General features: G+C 68.8%; 18 protein-coding genes. 9 read left to right on the top strand and 9 right to left on the bottom strand.

What is annotated here, in order from left to right:
* Positions 1 to 12 precede the first annotated feature (12 nt).
* A complete protein-coding gene (locus EV645_RS20295; protein ID WP_242000537.1) occupies positions 13 to 1,233 on the top strand; it encodes an MFS transporter in 1,221 nt (406 codons plus the stop codon).
* Here the strand turns inward: EV645_RS20295 and EV645_RS20290 are convergent.
* Positions 1,133 to 3,364, bottom strand: coding sequence for an NACHT domain-containing protein (locus tag EV645_RS20290; protein ID WP_242000640.1), 2,232 nt, complete (start codon positions 3,362 to 3,364; stop codon positions 1,133 to 1,135). The genes EV645_RS20295 and EV645_RS20290 overlap by 101 nt on opposite strands.
* A gap of 118 nt (positions 3,365 to 3,482) precedes the next feature.
* On the opposite strand from EV645_RS20290, the gene EV645_RS20285 reads away from it, so the two are divergent.
* From EV645_RS20285 to EV645_RS20275, 3 genes are all read left to right on the top strand, one after another.
* The gene (locus EV645_RS20285; RefSeq protein ID WP_130445541.1) at positions 3,483 to 4,937 is read left to right on the top strand and encodes an MDR family MFS transporter; all 1,455 of its coding nucleotides are present in this window, start codon (positions 3,483 to 3,485) and stop codon (positions 4,935 to 4,937) included.
* Between the two features lie 13 nt (positions 4,938 to 4,950).
* Complete coding sequence (locus EV645_RS20280) at positions 4,951 to 6,390, top strand: GNAT family N-acetyltransferase (RefSeq protein ID WP_130445540.1); 1,440 nt, start codon at positions 4,951 to 4,953, stop codon at positions 6,388 to 6,390.
* Positions 6,391 to 6,588: 198 nt separating this feature from the next.
* Positions 6,589 to 6,777, top strand: a complete 189-nt coding sequence (locus tag EV645_RS20275; RefSeq protein WP_130445539.1) for a hypothetical protein — start codon at positions 6,589 to 6,591, stop codon at positions 6,775 to 6,777.
* A gap of 393 nt (positions 6,778 to 7,170) precedes the next feature.
* Here the strand turns inward: EV645_RS20275 and EV645_RS42295 are convergent, their stop codons facing one another.
* The gene (locus tag EV645_RS42295; RefSeq protein ID WP_165549662.1) at positions 7,171 to 7,344 is read right to left on the bottom strand and encodes a hypothetical protein; all 174 of its coding nucleotides are present in this window, start codon (positions 7,342 to 7,344) and stop codon (positions 7,171 to 7,173) included.
* Positions 7,345 to 7,573: 229 nt separating this feature from the next.
* Between EV645_RS42295 and EV645_RS20270 the strand changes: the two genes are divergently transcribed.
* The 4 genes from EV645_RS20270 (at position 7,574) to EV645_RS20255 (ending at position 11,548) form a co-directional block, all read left to right on the top strand.
* Positions 7,574 to 8,869: an NsdA family TPR-like regulatory protein gene (locus EV645_RS20270; protein ID WP_130445538.1), complete on the top strand. Its 1,296-nt coding sequence runs from the start codon at positions 7,574 to 7,576 to the stop codon at positions 8,867 to 8,869.
* 9 nt (positions 8,870 to 8,878) lie between these two features.
* On the top strand, positions 8,879 to 9,415 hold the full coding sequence (locus EV645_RS20265) for a GNAT family N-acetyltransferase (protein WP_130445537.1): 537 nt from the start codon (positions 8,879 to 8,881) through the stop codon (positions 9,413 to 9,415).
* 34 nt (positions 9,416 to 9,449) lie between these two features.
* Positions 9,450 to 10,325, top strand: coding sequence for an oxygenase MpaB family protein (locus tag EV645_RS20260; RefSeq protein ID WP_130445536.1), 876 nt, complete (start codon positions 9,450 to 9,452; stop codon positions 10,323 to 10,325).
* 74 nt (positions 10,326 to 10,399) lie between these two features.
* Complete coding sequence (locus EV645_RS20255) at positions 10,400 to 11,548, top strand: ROK family transcriptional regulator (protein WP_242000536.1); 1,149 nt, start codon at positions 10,400 to 10,402, stop codon at positions 11,546 to 11,548.
* 127 nt (positions 11,549 to 11,675) lie between these two features.
* Here EV645_RS20255 and EV645_RS20250 read toward each other — a convergent pair whose 3' ends face one another.
* The 6 genes from EV645_RS20250 to EV645_RS20225 all read right to left on the bottom strand — a co-directional run bounded on the left by EV645_RS20250 (position 11,676) and on the right by EV645_RS20225 (position 17,909).
* Positions 11,676 to 12,272 carry a ParA family protein gene (locus EV645_RS20250; protein WP_130445534.1) on the bottom strand — a complete coding sequence of 199 codons (597 nt, stop codon included), beginning with the start codon at positions 12,270 to 12,272 and terminating at the stop codon, positions 11,676 to 11,678.
* 234 nt (positions 12,273 to 12,506) lie between these two features.
* Positions 12,507 to 13,463 carry an ABC transporter substrate-binding protein gene (locus tag EV645_RS20245; protein WP_130445533.1) on the bottom strand — a complete coding sequence of 319 codons (957 nt, stop codon included), beginning with the start codon at positions 13,461 to 13,463 and terminating at the stop codon, positions 12,507 to 12,509.
* On the bottom strand, positions 13,460 to 15,412 hold the full coding sequence (locus EV645_RS20240) for an ABC transporter permease subunit (RefSeq protein ID WP_130445532.1): 1,953 nt from the start codon (positions 15,410 to 15,412) through the stop codon (positions 13,460 to 13,462). Before EV645_RS20240 ends, EV645_RS20245 begins: the two co-directional genes overlap by 4 nt.
* Entirely contained in the window at positions 15,412 to 16,470 is a 1,059-nt protein-coding gene (locus EV645_RS20235) for a quaternary amine ABC transporter ATP-binding protein (protein ID WP_130445531.1), read from the bottom strand. The genes EV645_RS20240 and EV645_RS20235 overlap by 1 nt, the downstream gene beginning before the upstream one ends.
* A gap of 77 nt (positions 16,471 to 16,547) precedes the next feature.
* On the bottom strand, positions 16,548 to 17,006 hold the full coding sequence (locus EV645_RS20230; RefSeq protein WP_130445530.1) for a group II truncated hemoglobin: 459 nt from the start codon (positions 17,004 to 17,006) through the stop codon (positions 16,548 to 16,550).
* Between the two features lie 12 nt (positions 17,007 to 17,018).
* Positions 17,019 to 17,909 carry an aminoglycoside phosphotransferase family protein gene (locus EV645_RS20225; RefSeq protein ID WP_242000535.1) on the bottom strand — a complete coding sequence of 297 codons (891 nt, stop codon included), beginning with the start codon at positions 17,907 to 17,909 and terminating at the stop codon, positions 17,019 to 17,021.
* A gap of 46 nt (positions 17,910 to 17,955) precedes the next feature.
* On the opposite strand from EV645_RS20225, the gene EV645_RS20220 reads away from it, so the two are divergent.
* A complete protein-coding gene (locus EV645_RS20220) occupies positions 17,956 to 18,663 on the top strand; it encodes a hypothetical protein (RefSeq protein WP_130445528.1) in 708 nt (235 codons plus the stop codon).
* On the opposite strand, the gene EV645_RS20215 is transcribed toward EV645_RS20220, so the two are convergent.
* Positions 18,660 to 19,481, bottom strand: a complete 822-nt coding sequence (locus EV645_RS20215; RefSeq protein WP_130445527.1) for a siderophore-interacting protein — start codon at positions 19,479 to 19,481, stop codon at positions 18,660 to 18,662. The genes EV645_RS20220 and EV645_RS20215 overlap by 4 nt on opposite strands.

Genomic DNA, 19,481 nt, shown 5'->3' with positions numbered 1-19,481 from the left:
AACGATCGAGTAGTGAGAAGACTTCGACCGATCGGACTGATGGCGACCGGCCACGCGTGCGTGGACGTCTACCAGGGCAGCGTGCCCGCACTCGTGCCGTTCCTGGTCGCCGAGCGCGGCCTCGGGTACGTCGCGGTGTCCGGCATCACCTTGGCCGCCACCCTGCTCTCGTCCGTCGTCCAGCCGGTGTTCGGCGTACTGACCGACCGTCGCCCGCTGACCTGGCTGATCCCGGTCGCGATGACCACCGCCGGACTCGGCATCGCGCTCATCGGCGTTGGTCACACCTACATCCTGAGCTGGCTCGCGGCCGCGCTCTCCGGCCTCGGCGTCGCGGCGTACCACCCGGAGGCGGCGCGGATGGCCCGCGTCGTGAGCGGTGGCAGCCACGTCGGCATGAGCTGGTTCTCGGTCGGCGGGAACGTCGGCTTCGCACTCGCCCCGGTGCTCGTCACCCCGATCATCGCCGCCGGCGGGCTCGCGCTGACCCCGCTGCTCGTCGTGCCCGCGCTCTTCGGCGCCGCGATCACCTCCTGGGCGATCCGCTCGCGCGTCACGGATGCGGTCACCCGCCGCCAATCAGAAGGCACCGACGACTGGCCGTCGTTCCTGCGCTTGTCGGCGATCATGATCTGCCGCTCGATCGTCTTCGTCGGCCTCGGCACGTTCATCGCCCTGTACGCCGGCCAGCGAGTCGGCGGCGGTACGACGACCGGCGGCGTCGCCCTGTTCATCCTCTTCGCCGCGGGCGCGCTCGGCACGTTGATCGGCGGTCGACTCGCCACCCGGTACGGGCGCGTCCGCACGCTGCGCACGTCGTACGCCGTCGCCGTGCCCGCAATCGCCTGCCTGGTGTTCATCCCGGGCCCGGCGTTCTTCGTCTTCCTGGCATTGACCGCGATCGCGATGTCGGTCCCGTTCTCGCTGCACGTGACGCTCGGGCAGGACTTCCTCCCGGGACGTGTCGGTACGGCGGGCGGTATGACGCTCGGCCTCGCCGTCAGCATCGGCGGCGTCGCCACCCCGGTCCTCGGCACGATCGCCGAGCACACGTCACTGCAGCTCGCCCTGAGCACGCTGATCGCACTGGTCTGCTGCTGCAGTCTGATCGGGTACTCGATCTCCGAGCCGGCTACCGACGGGCGGCGCGCTCCGCGATCCGGCGGTCGACCTTCGCCGCAAGCTCGTCCGGAACGCATTCGGCCAGGTGATCGCGAACGAGCAGGTGGATGAACGCGTATTCCCCATGCCCGGTGTGCGCGAGCACGTACCGGTCGGCGGCGTACCGGAGGAAAGCGCGGCGGTGCCACGGCAGGTACCCGGTCCAGCGGAGCAGCGAGTCGTGGAGCAGCCGGGACAGCGGTCCGGCAAGGACAGGCGGCCGCCGTCGCCAGGGCTTCGCGGCGACCGTGCCGATCAGGATGCCGATGAACGCCGCGAGTTGCGGCGACGCCAGGTCCGCTCCCAGAGCCACTGCGACGATGAACGCAGCGACGACGCCACCGCCGACCCACGGGTCCATCCGCCATCCCTTGTCAGGTGTGGCGGGCAGGTGGTCCGTTGCCAGGGACTTCACCATCCGGATGCCCTGGGCAACGAGTAGCGCGATCGCCACGCCGGACGCGAAGGCAGTCGCGTCACCGAGGCTCAGCGTGATCCAGCTCGCCGCTACTACCAAGGCCAACCGCGCACCTAGCAGCAGCCGACGCGAGTTGTCGTGGAAGATGACGAACTCAACGGCGTACGACCCAGCGATCACCACAGCCTCGACAATGAGCGCCACCTTGGCTGTCAGTAACTCAACCAGCCCCAGAGCGGCCACAGTCACGAGGACAGTCACCACTGTGCTGCTCAGCAACACCACAGCGAACAGCAATCCCCGGTCAGGTGTGTTTCCGGTCAGCCGCTGCCATGAGTGCGGTCTGAGATGAACGAGCAAGAGCGTTGCACCAGCAACAGCCAGCCCAGCGAGTGCGCCGTACTGCGCGATCATGACCAGCGTCGCGCCTGCACTGAGTCCAGTGAATAGTGCCGGCAGGCAGACCGCATGCGTCAGGTAGTCCACGTCCGGCAGCGACAGTCCGAACCAGCCGTTCGGAGTCATCCACCGCGGTACGGCGGTGCGGTCGCCGGCACGACTACGTGTCCACCACGCCAGACACCACAGCCGGCGTACTGCGGTCTTCGCGTCGTACTGCCTCCCTGTCTTGCGGTTCCGGGCGAGGACCTCGCAGATGTAGGTGTCGAAGAGCTCACGCCGCTGGTCCGCGACCCCACCGGCGAGCACGTCCTCCGGTGCTCGGCCCCGGTACGCCAGGACCATCACGTTGAGCATCAGCGGCGAGTTGACCAGGTCCCACAGCTCGTCGTCCTGCTCGATCGCCACCCGAGCACCGTCCAGTGCTGAGCCGACAGCGGCGAAGTAGTCGAGCACCTGTTGTCGAGTGAGCGGTCTGATATGCACAGCGCCGTACAGACTCAGTTGGTGAGGCAGACGCTCGTAGTCGTGCGTGCGGCAGGTGACTGCGATCGGACCGACCAGATAGTTGTGGCGGAGCTCCTCCAGGACCGGTGCGAGCTTGGCGCGGTCCGGCTCGTTGATCTCGTCGAGTCCGTCCAGCAGCAGCGCAAAACGGCCGTCCCGCAACCAGGTGCGTCCAACCGGCGCAGGGACGCCGTAGCGGTCGTTCAGTTCGTACAGCAGCCAGCGGACGAAGCCGGCGAGCAGTGCGCTGTCGCTGGGGTCGTCGTCGCTCTGGTGGGCGGACTGGGTGTTCCAGCCGGCCAGGTCGAGCAGGACCGGGATCGGCAGGCTGTCGTCGGCATGTGCTTGCCCGGCGAGGTTCCGCGCGAGCTCCAGGAGCAGAGTGGTCTTGCCGGCGCCGGGTGCGCCCAGGATGAGCATGGAGTCCTGCAGCTCGTCGAAGACGTTCGCGATGTCTGCCTCGTTCGGGACCCGTCTGGGCTCGCGGTCGAGCGGCTGGACGAGCAGGTCGTACGGACGGACCACTGCGTCGGGGTGCTCCTCCAGAGCCAGCGCGATGCGAGTACGTGAGGCGAGCGAGCCGGCCTGACGCTCCGACAGGTAGCGGTCGATGTGGGCCAGCGCGTTCGTACGGTTGCGCGGCTGGTCGGCGCTGCGGCTGGAGACGACGGGCAGACGACGGTTACGCACCTCGAGCAACGCTGTGACGATCGCCACCACCCACAGCACTCCGATCAGCGGCCAGGCCCAACCGACGTACGGCTCGAGGAAGGCCGGCGCGGTCCCGCCGGTGCCCACGTTGATCGCGATCGGGAGCAGCACCAGCGTGAGCGAGACGGTCACCACGAGCACGACGGCGCGCACCAGACCGTCCCGCATCCTCACCCACCGGAGCGTAACGGTCCGTGAGCCCACCGTCCCGGCCGCGCGCGTCGTCGTCCAGCAGGCGATCAGCGCGTGGGGAATTGTTGTCGGTTCACATACATTGATCGGTAATATGACTACTGAGCGGATCGACCGGGCGAGTGTGGGACTTCGGTCGGAGCGAGGGCCGATCCTGCTGGCGGTGATGCTCAGCGTCGGGCTGGTCGCGATCGACGCGACGATCCTGGCCACCGCCGTACCGTCCGTCGTCGACGACCTCGGTGGCTTCACGCAGTTCCCCTGGCTGTTCTCGATCTACCTGCTCGCGCAGGCGGTGTCGGTGCCGATCTACGGCAAGCTCGCCGACCAGCGCGGACGGAAGCCGATGATGCTGCTCGGCGTCGGGCTGTTCATCCTCGGGTCGGTGTTGTGCGGGTTCGCGTGGAGCATGCCGGCGCTGATCGCGTTCCGGCTGGTCCAGGGGCTCGGCGCGGGGGCGATCCAGCCGATCGGGATGACGATCGTCGGCGACATCTACACGGTCGCGGAGCGGGCCAAGGTGCAGGGCTACCTCGCCAGCGTCTGGGGGATCTCGTCGTTCGTCGGGCCGACGCTCGGCGGCGTGTTCTCGGACTACATCTCCTGGCGGTGGATCTTCTTCGTGAACATCCCGCTCGGGATGGCGGCCGCCTGGGTGCTGGTCCGCCGGTTCGAGGAGAAGGTCGCGAACAAGACCAGCCACCAGATCGACTACGCCGGCGGGATCCTGCTCGCGGTCGGCGGCTCGCTGCTGCTGCTCGGGCTGCTCGAGGGCGGTGTGATGTGGAACTGGGACTCGACCGCGAGCATCGTGATCCTGGCTGCCGCGGTCCTGCTGCTGACCACGTTCGTGCTGGTCGAGCGTCGCGCCGCTGAGCCGATCCTGCCGTTGTGGGTGCTCGGGCAGCGCGTGCTGAACTCGGCGAACTCGGCCGCATTGCTGATCGGATTGCTGATGATCGGGCTGTCGACGTACGTCCCGCTGTATGCGCAGAGCGTGCTCGGTACGTCGGCTCTCGTCGCCGGATTCGCCTTGGCGGCAATGACGTTGGGCTGGCCGATCGCCGCATCGTTTGCCGGGCGCATCTATCTGCGGGTGGGCTTCCGTACGACGATGCTGATGGGCGCGATCATCGTCGTACTCGGCTCCGGGCTGCTGCTGACGGTCGGGTCCGGGAGCTCCGTGCTGCACCTGGCTGCGGCGTGCTTCGTGATCGGCATCGGCCTCGGCTTCTCCGCCTCACCCTCGGTCGTCGCGGCACAGTCGTCGGTCGACTGGCAGACGCGCGGTGTGGTGACCGGCGCGAACATGTTCTCCCGCTCGGTCGGCAGTGCGGTCGGCGTCGCGGTATTCGGTGCCGTTGCCAACGGTGTGGTGGCCGCGCGCCTCGGCGGCGACCACGAGGACCTCGAGAAGCTCCCGAGCGACGTACTCGCCCCCGCCATCCACGACGTCTACTACGGCGCCGCGATCGCCGCCGTACTCCTCGTAGCCGCCGTAACCTTCATGCCGAACCGCGTCGCCGAACGCCCACTGTCCAACGCTTGACTAGGTTGGGGGTATGCGTGCGGTCGACTGTGTTGGGGCGTTGATTCGGGACGAGCGGCATTGGGTCTATCTGCAACGGCGTACGGCGGAGCGGCGGTTGTTGCCTGGGATCTGGGACATTGTCGGCGGGCATCTGGAGGCGGGTGAGACGCCGGAGGAGGCGTCGGCGCGGGAGGTCGAGGAGGAGACCGGCTGGAAGGTCCGCGACATCGTCTGGACCGTCGCGGACTGGGAGTGGGAATGGGAGGGCCGCGTACGGCGGGAGGTCGACTACCTCATCACCGTTGAGGGCGACCTGACCAAGCCTCGTCTCGAAGCCGGCAAGCACGACGCGTCCGCGTGGGCCGGACCGGACGACCTCGACCTGCTGATGGTCAACCGGACCGACGGCGACCGGCGGCTGCGCGACCTGGTGGCGCATGCGCTCCGGACCAGGTTCACCGACCGCCTTCGGCTGGAGCCGATCACCGGACCCAACGGTGTCCTCCCCGGACATGCAGCGGACCTGGCGGAGGTCTTCGCCGATCCATGGGTGTCCCGCTGGTACGACGCCCATTGGTCGGAGGACGACGCCGCCGCCCAGGTCACGAACATCCAGGCAGGCTGGGAACGGGATCGAGCCGGCAAGTGGATCGCGTACGAGCGCACCGGCCCCCTCGCCGGCCGCGGCGGACTCTCGCGGATCCCAGCCGACTCGCCGACGACCGCGGCCATCGCGGACCTGGTCGGACCGGAGTGGGCGGCCGACCGGCTCGAGCTCGGCTGGGCCTTGAAGGAATCAGCCCGCGGACGCGGCCTGGCGGGCGAGATCGGCCGCGCCGGCCTGGACTTCGCCTTCAGCACGCTCGGCGCCCAGGCCGTCATCGCCCTGACCGAGCGCGTCAACACCTCATCCCAGGCGGTCATGAAGCGACTCGGCATGCAGTACGCCGGTGAGATCCGCGCGGAAGGCTGGGCCGAGGGCTCATCCGACGTACAGCCTGACGCCCCGTTCGCCGTCTACGTCGCCGATCCGTCGGTGCGACGGCAGGAGGTGGACGAGGTTCTCGCCGCGGCGATCCAGTGGGCGGAGGGTCAGCCGGAGATCCGCGGGATGGCGATGGTCGGATCGTGGGCGCGCGACGCGGCGAGGATGACGTCGGACGTGGACCTCGTCCTGCTGACCGACGTACCGGAGAAGTATCTGGCCGACGACGACTGGCTGGAGGCCTTCGGCGCCGTGAACGTCGTACGCCGGCAGCAGTGGGGTCCGTACTTGACCGAGGTCCGGATCGCACGGGCTTCCGGCCTGGAGATCGAGCTAGGTGTCACCGCGACCGCCTGGGCGAACCTGGACCCGGTCGACGCGGGCACGAGGCGAGTGGTCAGCGACGGGATGCGGATCCTGCACGACCCGGACGGGATCTTCGCCGACCTGCAGCGCGCGTGCGCCGGACCCGAAGCGGACATCTAGCGGTCCAACGCGGTCACGAACCGGGCGAGCAGGTCCGCGAACACCTCTCGTTCGTCACCCGTCCAGTCATCCATCGCCGCCGAGCGGACCGGGCTCGGCCGCGGGCAGTGGCAGGCGCAGAAGGCGGCGGCCGGGCCGCAGAAGATCGCGGTCGCACTGTCGCCCTTCCTCAGCGACAGTGCGACCGAGCTCGCCGCAGTGACGAATCCGTTGGTCGAGCGCGAGTGGCTGACCGGCGACGAGCTGACCGAGGCCGGCGAGCGCGCGCTGGCGGCACTGAACACCACGGTCCAGGCGCAGCGGCGCAAGATCACCACCGGCATCAGCGACGAGGAGTACCTGGCCACCGTCGGCGTGCTGAAACGGATGGCGGACAACCTCGGCTGAAGGGCTCCGAGTGTGACCGCCCAGGCGCGGCGGTCACACTCGGAGCCGGCCACCTCAGGGGGAGGCTCCCGGTGAGGTGACGGGGGCCTCCGGTGTCCTACCGCCCAGGACACTCGACCCTGCCTGGCCCGAGGTGTCGGCCAGGAGGTGGTTGGAACGGCTGGGCGGCGGCGATACAGGGAACTCAACCGCCAAGCCCAGCCGGGTTTCGGGAGGGCGGTGCGGTCCGGAGCTGAGGAGTGCTCCGGACCGCACCTCGGGTTTCGTCCGGGAGCTGAGGAATGCCCCGGACCTTCCAGAGCTGCCCCTGAGCGTGAGGAGACCTCAGGGCGCAGCGGACCGGGTCTGAGGAGGACCCGGACGCCTTAAGGTGGTGCGGCTACTACGGGTGTTTCAGTCGGTGGAGTCGAGCGGGCCGAGCAGGTCGTTGGTGACCTTCAGGCCGGCAAAACGGCGCCGCATTGCCTGTTCGTAGCGGGCCGCCAGCGGCGCCTCCGCGACGTACTGTGCGATCACGTGCTCGCCGAACCAGACCCGAACTCTGCGCCGGTGCTGTCTCGACGTCACTTCCGCGATGCTCACTACCTCTCACCCCGTAACTCTCAGGCCTTGCAACCAGTTGGACTTACTGGTTGTCATGGCAGTAATGGTGCACGAGCCCACCGTGACCGCTCTAGGACCTGAACCGGACCTTTGCCGGACCTCTTCCGGTCCTCTGACGGACATCTGGGGGACAGCACCTTGTCGTGGGGCATGAGTCGAGACAACGTCTGTACTGACGTGAACGGGAGGAACGATGGCGGGTAGGTACGCGCCAAAGACGGTCCTGGCGCATCTGATCCAGCGCCGGAACCAGACCTACTCCGAGATCGTCGCCGAGTTCGTCGAGCTGGGTGGAACCATCACCGAGCGGCACCTGCGTCGGCTCGCATCGGGCGAGCGCGCAGGGACCACTCCTCAGACCCGGCGCACCCTGCAACGCATGTTCGGCAAACCGGTCGAGGAGCTCCTCGCGCCGTATGTGCCCGAACAGGCCGCCCAGGTGGTGCCGGCACCTGCCGCGAGTGGACGGATCACGACAGGTAACGAGATGGAGGTTCTCGACATGGCTGCCAGCCGCGCGAGGGCATTTGCCCTCGCGGCCCAGTCCGGCCTCGGAAGCGAGGCCATGGAACAGGTGTACGACGACGTGCGCCATGCCGCCCAGGCGTACCCACAGCGCCCACTGCCGGAGATCCTCGGCCAACTGGTCGAGACGCAGGACCTGGTGTTCGGTCTGCTGGAGAGTCGCCAGCGCCCGGAGAACCACCGACAGCTCTACTTCCTGGCCGGCGTCACCGGCGGCCTGCTCGCCAAGGCGTCGCACGACCTCGGCAACCCCCACGCCGCCCTGACCCAGGCGCGGACCGCGTTCATGTGCGCGGACAACGCCGACCACCACGGCCTGCGCGCCTGGGTGCGGGGCCTGCAGTCCCTGGTCTCCTACTGGGCCGGCAACCCGCACGACTCGGTGCGGTACGCGCAACTCGGCGCCGGGTACGCCGAGCAGGCCAACAGCACCACCAGCGTCTGGCTCCCGGTCAGCGAGGCCCGTGCCTGGGCCGCGCTCGGCAACCCGGAGGCAACCCGGGCCGCGCTCGAGCGGGCCGAAGAGGCGTGGAACTCCGTCCACAACGACGACCTCGACGACATGGGCGGCCTGTGCACGTTCGGCCGCAACCGCCAGCTGTACTACGCCGCGGATGCGCTCGCCCAGCTGCCTGGTGAGGTCGAGCAGGCCCAGCGGTACTCCAGCCAGGCGGTCGACGCCTACACCGACCAGAACCACCCGGAGTGGGCCTTCGGCGACGCCGCCGGCAGCCACGCCGCGATGGCGATCACCCGGATCTCGAGCGGCGAGCTGGACGGCGCGGCCGACGCGCTCGCACCGGTGCTGACCCTGCCGACCGAGCGCCGGATCAACGGCGTGGTGCACTCGGCCCGCCGGGTCCACCAGGCGCTGCGGCAGTCGGGGCGCGCCGACGACGCGCGCGAACTGCAGGAGGAGATCGAGACCTTTACCCGGACTCCAATCCAGACGTACCCCCGGTAACCTGCGCGAATGGAACCGCTCAGCGGCGAGCTGACTACACTGCGTGAATTCCGTCCGACCGATCTCGACGACTATCTGGGGATAGCCGGCGACGACCGCGTCACGACCTGGATGGCGTTCGACAGCTACGACCGGGCGAAGGCCGAGAAGAATCTGGCCGGCATCGTCGAGCGGTCCGCGCAGGAGGACCGTCCCGACTACATGCTGGCCGTCACCCGGCCGGACGACGACCACGTGATCGGGTTCGCGCGGATCGCACCGAGCGGTGCCTGGGGCGCCAAGCTCGGGTACGCGATCGGCGCGGACCACTGGGGGCACGGCTACGCGACGGACGCTTCCCGGGTGCTGCTGCGGTTCGCCTTCGGCACGCTCGGGCGGCACCGGGTCACGGCCGCGATCGGCCCCGAGAACGAGGCCTCGATCGCGGTCGTCAAACACCTCGGCTTCACCTACGAAGGCCACCTCCGCGACCACGTCTTCACCAACGGCAACTGGCGCGACTCCCTGCTCTACTCCCTCCTCGAAGGCGAGTACGCATCCAGGTAGGCCGGAGCTTGGAGCCGGCGGGGAGACTGGTCGTATGGCTGGTTTGAGTCCGGTGCGGGACGGTTTGGCGCGGATGATCCTGACGAAGGTCGCGGGTCCGGATCCGCATGCTGAGCGCGACCGTGTGCACAACACGCCCGGACCACGCTGGTTCGCGCCGGACCGGCCGATCCGGCGGGTCCACGGTGACGCGTCGATGTTCGCCGGCGGGCTGCGGGCGCTGCTGCTGCAGTCCCTGCATCCGCTGGCGATGGCTGCGGTGGCGGCGCACTCCGGTTACCGCGGCGACCCGTGGGGTCGGCTGCGTCGTACGAGCTACTTCCTTGCCATCACGACGTACGGCGCGATCCCGGACGCCGAGGAGGCGATCGATCACGTCAGGTCGGTGCATGAGCGGGTCCGCGGCACCAGTCCGGACGGCGTGAAGTACCGGGCGTCCGACCCGCACCTGCTCAAGTGGGTGCACCTCGCGGAGGTGGACAGCTTCCTCGCCGCCCACCAGCGGTACGGCGCCCATCCGCTCGACGCCGCCGAGCAGGACCTGTACGTCGAGGACGCCGCGCTCGTAGCCCGCAAGCTGGGCGTGATCGACCCGCCGACGACGGTCGCCGAGCTGCAGCAGTTGCTGAAGGAGTACCAGCCCGAGCTACGCGGTACGACGGAGGCGCGGCAGGCGGCCCGGTTCATGCTGGTGCATCCACCGGTCCCCTGGGCGGCCCGCCCGGCGTACGGCGTACTCACGGCTGCGGCGGTCGGACTGCTCCCGTGGTGGACCAGACTGCCGCTCCGGCTCCCGTACGTCCCGCTGGCCGAGCAAACCGTCGTACGAGCCGCCGGCGACGGCCTCACCAGAACCATCCGCTGGGCTCTCGCGTCGCCAACATTGGCAGAAAGCGGCGCGGAGGTATGACACGCCGGTAAGTTGTTCTAATGCCGCTGCGTCCTCATCGTCCTCTTCCCCTGGCTACGCCGGCGGGAGTTGAGGTGCTGACCAGGATTCTGACTCAGGGACCGATCCCGCGGGTGGAGATCGCGCGCCGTACCGGGTTGTCGCAAGCGGCGGTGACGAAGGCGGTTGCGCCGCTGATCGACGCCGGGTTCGTGACCGACCAGCCTGCCTCGCCGGTGGACGGGGACAGCCAGCTCGGTATCGGGCGGCCCGTCAGCCCGCTGACCGTCGTACCGAGCAGCGTCTCGGTGATCGGGGTCAAGGTGACGCCGACGAGCCTGATCGGGGTGACCACGGACTTCACCGCGGGCATTCTGAACATCCGGCACGAAGAGCTGGACGACACCGATCCGGAGGTGGTGATCGACCGCCTCGCCGCGCACGTGAAGGCGCTGATCGCCTCGCTGAAGTCCGGTACGGCGGTGGCGGGTCCACTGGCCGGTATCGGGATCGCGGTGTCGGGTGACGTCGACGCTGCCCACGGCGTGGTGCGGGACTCGCCGCTGATGGGCTGGCGCGGCGTACCGGTCGCGGAGCTGCTCGGCGAGCGGGTGCGCGTGCCGATCGTGGTGTCGAACGACGTACGCGCGCTGACCGTGGCCGAGCATTGGTTCGGCGTCGGGGTGAATGCGGACTCGTTCGCCGTGGTGACGATCGGCTCCGGCATCGGATGCGGGCTCTACATCAACGGCGAAGTTGTCTCCGGCGCGTACGGCGTCTCGGGCGAGCTCGGCCATCTGCCTCTCGCGCCGGGCGACCTGGTCTGCACCTGCGGCCGGCGTGGATGTGTGGAGACGGTCGCTTCGTCAGACGCGATCCTGTCCCGGACCCGGGAGACCACCGGGCGCGCGGACCTGGACCTGGCGGGTGCGATCAAGCTCGCGCACGAGGGCAACGAGCAGGCCCGCGAGGCGTTCGACCGGGCCGGTGAGGTGATCGGCTCCGCGCTGGCCGCGATGGTGAACCTGGTCGGCCCCGAGTTGGTCGTGATCGCCGGCGAGGGCGTCGCGGAGTACGACCTCTACGAGGACCGGATGCGGCGCGCGTTCGCGGAGCACGCGTTCGGCGCCGCGGGCGACTGCCGGCTGATGCTCCGCTCTCACACCTTCGACGACTGGGCCCGCGGCGCGGCTGCCACGGTGATCCGCTCGTACGTCCGCGGCGAACCACCCCTGCACCGCTGACGCGTCCGATGGGTTATCCCGTCCCGTTGCCCCTTCTCCCGTCGTCTCAAGACCGGAGAAGGGGCAATTCGACGGGATAACCCATCCAATGCCGGCGGGCGGCGGGCGGGGGCGGGTGGGCGGGCGGTTAGCTGCGGGCGGCGGCGAGGATCTTGCGCCAGACCTTCTTGTAGGACTCCAGGCCGTCGGCCGCTAGCGGTCCGGTGGGGCCGGCGGTGATGGAGACGCGCTCGGGGATGGTGCCCCAGACCGGGATGCCTTCCTGCGCGTACTGCTGCATGGCGTCCTGGTACGAGCGGGTGTAGGTGCGGGCCGAGCAGATCACCAGGCCGGCCGGCACGCCGTCCGGGACCAGCTCCATCACGGCCTTCACCCGGGGTGTCTCGACGCCGCCGACGCGGGTCGGGATGATCACGATCCGGGCCCGTTCGAGCGCCTTGTTCAGCAGGCGTTCGTGCGACGGCGGCATGTCGACGATGCCGATACCTTCCGGCGGCACCTTGTCCAGCGCCTTGTTCAGCAGGCGCTCGGTCGGCGCCTCCGCGATCTCGATCCGGTTGAGTTGTTCGTCCTTGGACTCCGCGATCCAGTCCGCCGCGCTGCCCTGCGGATCGGCGTCGATCAGAGTTGATGTACGACGGTTGGAAGATGCCAGCGCGGCCAAATACACCGACGTGGTTGTCTTCCCGACCCCGCCCTTCAGTGCAGCTGTCACGATGATCATGAACAGAACTTACCCGGTTTTGTCCGATTTCCGGCGTGTCATCGGCGTTGCCTTCGAACATCGTGATAGTTGCCCCCGGCCCATGTGAACAAGCTCAAGCCCACTTAAGCCCAGAATCCTTTCGCCCGCCCACCGCCTCGCACCCGACGGTACGGCGGTTCGCCCGCAGCCTGTGCAGCGCCGGAGGACGCCGAGGACGCCGCACAGGAGGACGAGGTCCGAACCGGGGCTGGATCAGTTCTTGCCCAGCCAGGTGTTGACCTTGGACTGGTTCTGGTCGACCCACTTCTGGGCGGCCTGGTCCGGGGTCATCTTGTCGACGGCGATCATCCGCGCGACGGCGTTCTGGTCCTCGTTGGTCCACTTGAAGTTCTTGACCAGGTCGTACGCCGGGCTGCCGGAGTCGGCGAACTTCTTCGAGACGATCTTGTCCAGGTCGTACGGCGGGTAGTCGCAGGCGACCTTCGCCGGGTCGGCGTCGCAGCCGGCCTTGTACGCGGGCAGGTTGATCTTCACCAGCTTGACCTCGTTGAAGAACCACTGCGGCTCGTAGAAGTACGCGAGCAGCGGCTTCTTGTTCTTCTCCGCGTCCCGGAACGCCTGGATCAGCGCCGTCTCGCTGCCGCTCTGCACGACCTTGTAGTTCAGCGACAGGTTCTTCACCAGCGCCTCGTCGTTCGTCACGTACGACGGGTCGCCGTCGAGCAGCTGCCCCTTGCCGCCGGACTCCGACGTCTTGAACAGCGCGGCGTACTTGTTCAGGTTCTTCCAGTCCGTGATGTCCGGGTACTTCGCGGCCATCCACGGCGGGACGTACCAGCCGATGATGCCTTTGACCCCGGTGGATCCGGCCTCGACCGCGACCTTGTCGTCGGTGATGTACTTCTTCTTCAGGTCCTCGTGTCCCCAGTTCTCCAGGTTCACGTCGACCTCGCCGGTGGAGAAGCCCTGCCAGGCGATCTCCTCCTTGAGGTCCTTCTTCACCACCTTGCAGCCGAGGTCCTTGGTCGCCACGTAGGAGACCACCGCGGCGTTCGCCTCGTACCCGACCCACGGGCTCACGGTCAGGTTGAACGTGCCGCAGTCCTTGCCCGCGGCGGCCGGCTTGTCCTCCCCGACCTTCTGGCCACCGCAACCGGCCAGGGCCAGCGCCACCGCTGTCAGCACACCGGCGTACCGGAGCTTCTTCACCGCTTGTCTCCTCTTGTTGTGAAATTCTCGGTACGGCGAGCCGCCGCCTGGGTGATGCGGTCGAGCATGACGCCCAGCAGGACGATAGCCAGCCCTGCGGCCAGCCCCTTGCCGTACAACTCACTCTGCGCGAACCCGGCGGCCACGTCGTACCCGAGCGCGCCCGCGCCGACCAGTCCGCCGACGACGACCATCGACAGCACGTAGATCAGGCCCTGGTTGACCGCGAGCGTGATCGCCCGTCGCGCCACCGGCAGCTGCACCTTGCTGATCACCTGCCAGCTGCTCGATCCGACCGAGTTCGCCGCCTCCACCGTCGCGACCGGCACCGCCCTGATGCCATCAGCAACGATCTTCGTGGTCACCGGTACGGCGAACACGACCGCGGCCGCGATCGCGGTGAACCGGCTCGTCCCGAACAAGGCCAGGAACGGCACCAGGTAGACGAACGGGGGCATCGTCTGCCCCGCGTCGAGCACCGGCCGGATCCAGGTGTCGACCCGTCGGTTGCGCCCGGCCCATACTCCGAGCGCCAGCCCGACGGCGACGACCACGACGGTCGCGAGCAGCGTCGACGCCAGCGTGACCATGCTGTCTTGCCACACACCGGTCGCCACCAGCAAGCCGAGGCACACCGCGGCCGGTACGGCGCCTCGCCAGCCGCCGAGCACGAACGCCAGCGCGACAACGACCACGGTGACCAGCCACCACGGCGATCCCGTCAGCAGTCCCTCGAGCGGGTTGAGCAGGCCGTTCGTGACCGCGTCGCGCACGCCGTAAGTGAAACCGCCGAAGACGTTCTGGACCCAGTCGGTCACATCCGACGCAATCACAGCGATCCGCGAGCCCACATTCACTGTCGACGGGAACTCCGCGGCCCACACGTAAGTCCGCGAGAACCAGACCGCGACCAAGACAGCCACCGCTCCAGCAGCGAGCAGCAGTCGGCGACGACGGTTCGCCGTTCGCCAGGGACGGTCGCCGGCTGCAGTCGTCACGCGGTCGAGCACGATCGCGATCACGACGATCGCCAGCCCGGCGTTGAACGCGACCCCGACGTCGAGCGTTTGCAGCGCCTTCAGCACGGTCTGACCGAGACCGGGCGCATCGATCAGCGCGGCCACCGTCACCATCGACAGCGCGGCCATGATCGTCTGGTTGATGCCGACGACAACGGTCGACCGCGACATCGGCAGCAGCACCTTGGTCAGCGTCTGCCCGCGGGTCGAGCCGAGCGACCGCGCCGCCTCGACGCTCTCCGGCGGCACTGAGCGGATCGCGTGCGCGGTCAGCCGTACGGCGGGCGGCGCCGCGTAGATCAGCGTGGCGATCGTCGCGGCGGCCGGCCCGATCGCGAAGAACAACGTCAACGGCGCCAGGTACACGAACGTCGGCAGCGTCTGCATCAGGTCGAGCACCAGCGTCGCGACCTTGAACGCGCGGTCGGACAACCCGGCCCAGATCCCGAGCGGGATCGCCACCAGCAGCGACAGCAGCACGGCCGCGATCGTCAGCGAGAGCGTGTCCATGCTCTCCTGCCACAACCCCTGCAGCCCGACGAAGCCGAGCCCCGCAGCGGTCAGGACGGCGACCTTCCAGTTGCCGAACGCCCAGGCGCAGTACGCCGAGATCGCGATCACGCCGAGCCAGCCGATCGCCGGGACCGGGCGGTCGAACGACGGCTGCGAGATCAGGTCCTGCAGCAGTACGACGAAGTGGTCGACGGCGATCCGGATCGCGTCGAAGAAGACGTTCCCCTGACCGACGTCGTCGCGGTGCTCGGTCAGCCAGCGGTGCAGCGCGGTCGTCTCCTGCCCGCCGAGGACGAGCGTGTCGATACCGCGCAGGACGAAGTACAGCGCGACCCAGGCGACGAGCAGTACGCCGACGACGACGCTGCGGCGGGGGCGTCGTACCTCGATCTCGACGGAGCCGGTGATGGAGGCCATCAGTTCGTGTCCGCGACGACGGCGAGGATCTCCTCGTCGCCGATGACCCCGAGCAGTGTGCCGCCGTCGACGACCTTGACCGGGCGATCGGACTCGAGCACGAGCCGGGTCGCCTCCCGGACCAGCACGTCCGGGCCGAGCTCCGGCCCGTCGAGCGACTCGTCCGGCCGCGGCTCGCGGACGATCCAGCGCAGCGTGAGTACGTCGGCCCGCGGTACGTCGCGGACGAACTGGCGCACGTAGTCGTCGGCGGGCGCACCGACCAGCTCGTCGCCCGTGCCGAGCTGGACCGCGGCGCCGTCGCGCATCAACAGGATCCGGTCGCCCAGCTTGAGCGCCTCGGACAGATCGTGGGTGATGAACACCATCGTCTTGCCGACCTCGCGATGCAGCCGCACGACCTCGGTCTGCATCTCGCGCCGGATCAACGGGTCGAGCGCGGAGAACGGCTCGTCGAACAGCAGTACGTCGGGGTCGTTGGCGAGCGCCCGCGCCAGGCCGACCCGCTGCTGCATGCCGCCGGACAGCTGCTCGGGGTACAGGTGCTCGTTGCCGGCCAGGCCGACCAGGTCGATGACCTCCTGCGCGCGCCGGCGCCGGTCCGGCTTGCTCTCGCCGCGGATCTCCAGGCCGTACGAGACGTTGTCGATCACCTTGCGGTGCGGCAGCAGCCCGAAGTGCTGGAAGACCATCGAGAACTTGCTCCGCCGCAACGCGCGCAGCCGCTTCTCGTCGGCCGCCCGCAGGTCCTCACCCTCGAAGACCAGGCGGCCGGCGGTCGGCTCGATCAAGCGCGTGAGGCAGCGGACCAGCGTGGACTTGCCCGACCCGGACAACCCCATCACGACGAACACCTCGCCGGGCGCGACGTCGAAGCTCAGGTCGCGGACAGCCGCCGTACAGCCCGTCTTCGCGTACAGCGCGGTGCGGTCGAGTGCGGCGAGGTCGGGACGACGGGGGACGCGCTGCGCCTTCGGTCCGAACACTTTCCACAGGTCCTGGACGGACAGCAGGGCGTCGGAAGCCTGGATGTCGGGGTATTCGAGCTGAGCGGTCACAGGTAAACCCTCGCATCCCCGCAGGCAGACACAACGTGAACCGGGACTCTACCCAACGGCAAGGCCCCTAACTCATGTCAGGGCTGGTACGGCGGTGCCTCGCCCCAACCCCAATGCGGTACCGGCGCCTTGGGCGGCGGGGTCGCACCCGGCTGCGAGTTGGCAAGCGCGATCCGGGTGCCCCACTCGATGTAGGCGACGAAGGCCGAGCGGAACTCCGGGTCGTCGGGAAGACCGGCTGGATCGGCGCTCTGGGCGATCAGGGCCGCCCAGCGGGAACGCTGCTCTTCGGTGAGCCCGAGGTTGAGGTGGTGGGCGAGCATCGCGGGGTAGCCGCCGAGCTCGTCGGTGTAGCGGCTCGGGCCGCGGAACACCTCACCCAGCCAGATCGCCACATGCTCGCGATGCTTGTCGCTCATGTGCGCGAAGACCGGCGCGAGGATCGGGTCCTCGAGCACCTTGTCGTAGAACACCTCGGTCAGCCGGCGCAGCGCATCGTGTCCGCCGGCCCAGTCGTACAGCGTCGGAGTAGTCACGTAATTATGTAATCACGCCAAGAGGGCATCGATGACCGCTTTGAGCTCGGCCTCGATCCGGGTGTCGCCGTCCTCGGTGAACCACAGGATGTTCTGCAGGATCCGGCCCGCGGTCCATCCCAACGCCCGGTCCCGGTCGATGCCGGTCACGTCGAGCATCAGGTCGAGCCGGTCGCGGATCGCCTGCGACACGTCGCCGGTCGCGACCAGATCGTCCCACCGGTTCCAGACGGCCGGCATCAGCTCGAACGCCGGGTCGCCGGCCAGCGGCTTCGGGTCGATCACCAGCCACGGCTGCCGCTTGGCGGCCATCACGTTGTAGTAATGCAGGTCCCAGTGCAGCAGGCGGTCACCGGGCTCCGGCAGGAGCTCGGTCATCTGCGCGACGAGTCGCCACGTCAACGCCTGTTCGGCCGGATCGGCGAGCATCGGGATCACTCGGGGCGCATCGTCGATCATCCCGGCCGCGATGTCCGAAAGACGCCGTACGCCGGTTGGAGCGGGCACTACCATCAGGTGGGTCAGCAACTCGGCGAGGATCTGGGTCGCCTCCATCGCATCGGGCAGGTCGTCGAGCGTGCGCGGCTGAAGGCGTTCGAGCAGCAGGGTCGAGGTCTCCGGGTCGTCCTCGTACACCTCGACCACGTCGTCGTGGTTCCAGGTCCGGAGCGCCAGCGCCTCGCTCTCGCTCTCGTCGTTGACCGACTGCAGCTTGAGTATCGCCTCGGTCCCGTCCCGCCGTACGACGGGCACGATCAACGACGCCTCGCCGCTCATCAGGTCACCGGAGACGGTCAATTTCCACTCGTCGACGTACCGATCGAGGGCCGCCGGAAGACTGGCCAGCCACTCGGGAGAGCTCTTGCTGTGATTGCGGATGAGCTTCGCGGGAATCTCGATCACCCTCGGCACAGTAGGTGGTTCGGGTGATATGTGCTTGGGTTTTCCCGTGGAGAGCAGGCATCGGCGGGTTCAGCGGTTGGTGGCGGTCATCTATCTGGGCATCCCGGTGCTACTGCTGGTGCTCGTGGCGCTGATCGCCTCGACCGGGTCGGCACTCGCCTGGATCGGTGGCGTCGTGCCGCTGGCGATGCTGGTGACCGGCTTCGTACTGCGGCGGCGGCATCGCTACCAACCGCGCTGGTGGCTGGGAGTCGCCGGCCTGTTCGGCGGTCTCGCGGGCCTGATGGTGACGCTGTTCCCGCTGGCGGTCGGGGTGTGGTGGCCGGCGATCCTCGCGCTGCCCAGTCTCATCGTCGGTGTCGTCGCCGGTCTGGCGCTCGCCCGCGCCGCCGATCGCGCCCTGCTGGTGCCGTTCGTCCCGGAGCTCGCCGGTACGCCGTACGAGCTGGTCTTCCGGCTCCGCGGCATCCCGCTGGGCGCTGTCCTCGTCGGCGCGGACTCGGTCACCATCCAGTCGCACCCGATCCCGCGCTCGGAACACCAGTTCCGCACGTATCCGCTGACCGCCATCACCGGCACCTACGAGTTCTCGCTCTCCGGCGCCGAGCGGCTCAAGTTCCCGATCGCCGTCACCCACGCGGTCGCCAGCGAAGGCCCGGCCGTCATCCTGCAGGCCAACGGCGAGGACTGGGTCCTCCCGACCAACCAGTCCTCGACGCTGATCGACGTACTGACCGAACGCCGCGCGAGCTAGCTGCGTTCCTGCTTGGCGGTCTCGGCCTTCTCCGCCTGCCAGCCGTCCTCGTTCTTGCCGAGGCGCCAGTAGCCGGACAGGGAGACGCGGTCGCGGGCGAGACCGCGGTCCTGGTACAGGTTCTTGCGGATCCGGAAGACGAACCCGGCCTCACCGTGGACGAACACGTGCGGCGTGCCATCGGGGAAGTCGAGCGCCGCCACGGCCTCGACCAGACCGTCACCGCGCTCGCCGGAAGCGGTGGACCGGTGGAACCAGCGCACGTCGACCTCACCCGAGCCGCCGAACTTCTGCTCCTCGGTCTCGTCGCCGACCTCGATCAGGACGGTCGCCCGCGCGCCCGGCGGGAGCTGCTCGACCGCGGAGCCGATCGCCGGCAGCGCGCTCTCGTCACCGACGAGGAGGTGCCAGTCGGCCGCCTCGTCCGGCGAGTACGCGCCGCCCTGACCGTTGAACCACAGCACGTCACCCGGCTGCGCGGAAGCCGCCCACGGGCCCGCGACACCCTCGTCGCCGTGGTGGACGAAGTCGATGGCGAGCTCGCGCGACGCCTCGTCCCAGCTGCGGACGGTGTAGGTCCGCATCGTCGGCCAGTGCTCGGCCGGGTACGACTCGCGCACCACACCCATATCCAGCGGCTCGGGGTACTCGACACCGTCCTTGCAGAACAGCAGCTTCACGTAGTGATCGCTGAAGCCGTTGTCGGCGAAGTCGTCGGACGTCAGCACGACCCGGATCATGTGCGGAGTGATCCGCTCGGTCCGGAGTACGACGGCGCGCTTGCAGACGCGGTTACGGCGGGGTGCGGGGCTGGTCAC

The sequence above is a fragment of the Kribbella rubisoli genome, from assembly GCF_004217145.1.
GTDB lineage: Bacteria > Actinomycetota > Actinomycetes > Propionibacteriales > Kribbellaceae > Kribbella > Kribbella rubisoli.
This window is presented reverse-complemented; position numbering and strand designations above follow the sequence as displayed.

What these genes read in the sequence shown, in the direction of transcription:
- EV645_RS20250 (WP_130445534.1), bottom strand. Translation starts at nt 12,272, where the DNA reads ATGATCATCGTGACAGCTGCACTGAAGGGCGGGGTCGGGAAGACAACC.
- EV645_RS20290 (WP_242000640.1), bottom strand. Translation starts at nt 3,364, where the DNA reads ATGCGGGACGGTCTGGTGCGCGCCGTCGTGCTCGTGGTGACCGTCTCG.
- EV645_RS20270 (WP_130445538.1), top strand. Translation starts at nt 7,574, where the DNA reads ATGGCGGGTAGGTACGCGCCAAAGACGGTCCTGGCGCATCTGATCCAG.
- EV645_RS20280 (WP_130445540.1), top strand. Translation starts at nt 4,951, where the DNA reads ATGCGTGCGGTCGACTGTGTTGGGGCGTTGATTCGGGACGAGCGGCAT.
- EV645_RS20285 (WP_130445541.1), top strand. Translation starts at nt 3,483, where the DNA reads ATGACTACTGAGCGGATCGACCGGGCGAGTGTGGGACTTCGGTCGGAG.
- EV645_RS20260 (WP_130445536.1), top strand. Translation starts at nt 9,450, where the DNA reads ATGGCTGGTTTGAGTCCGGTGCGGGACGGTTTGGCGCGGATGATCCTG.
- EV645_RS20265 (WP_130445537.1), top strand. Translation starts at nt 8,879, where the DNA reads ATGGAACCGCTCAGCGGCGAGCTGACTACACTGCGTGAATTCCGTCCG.
- EV645_RS20240 (WP_130445532.1), bottom strand. Translation starts at nt 15,412, where the DNA reads ATGGCCTCCATCACCGGCTCCGTCGAGATCGAGGTACGACGCCCCCGC.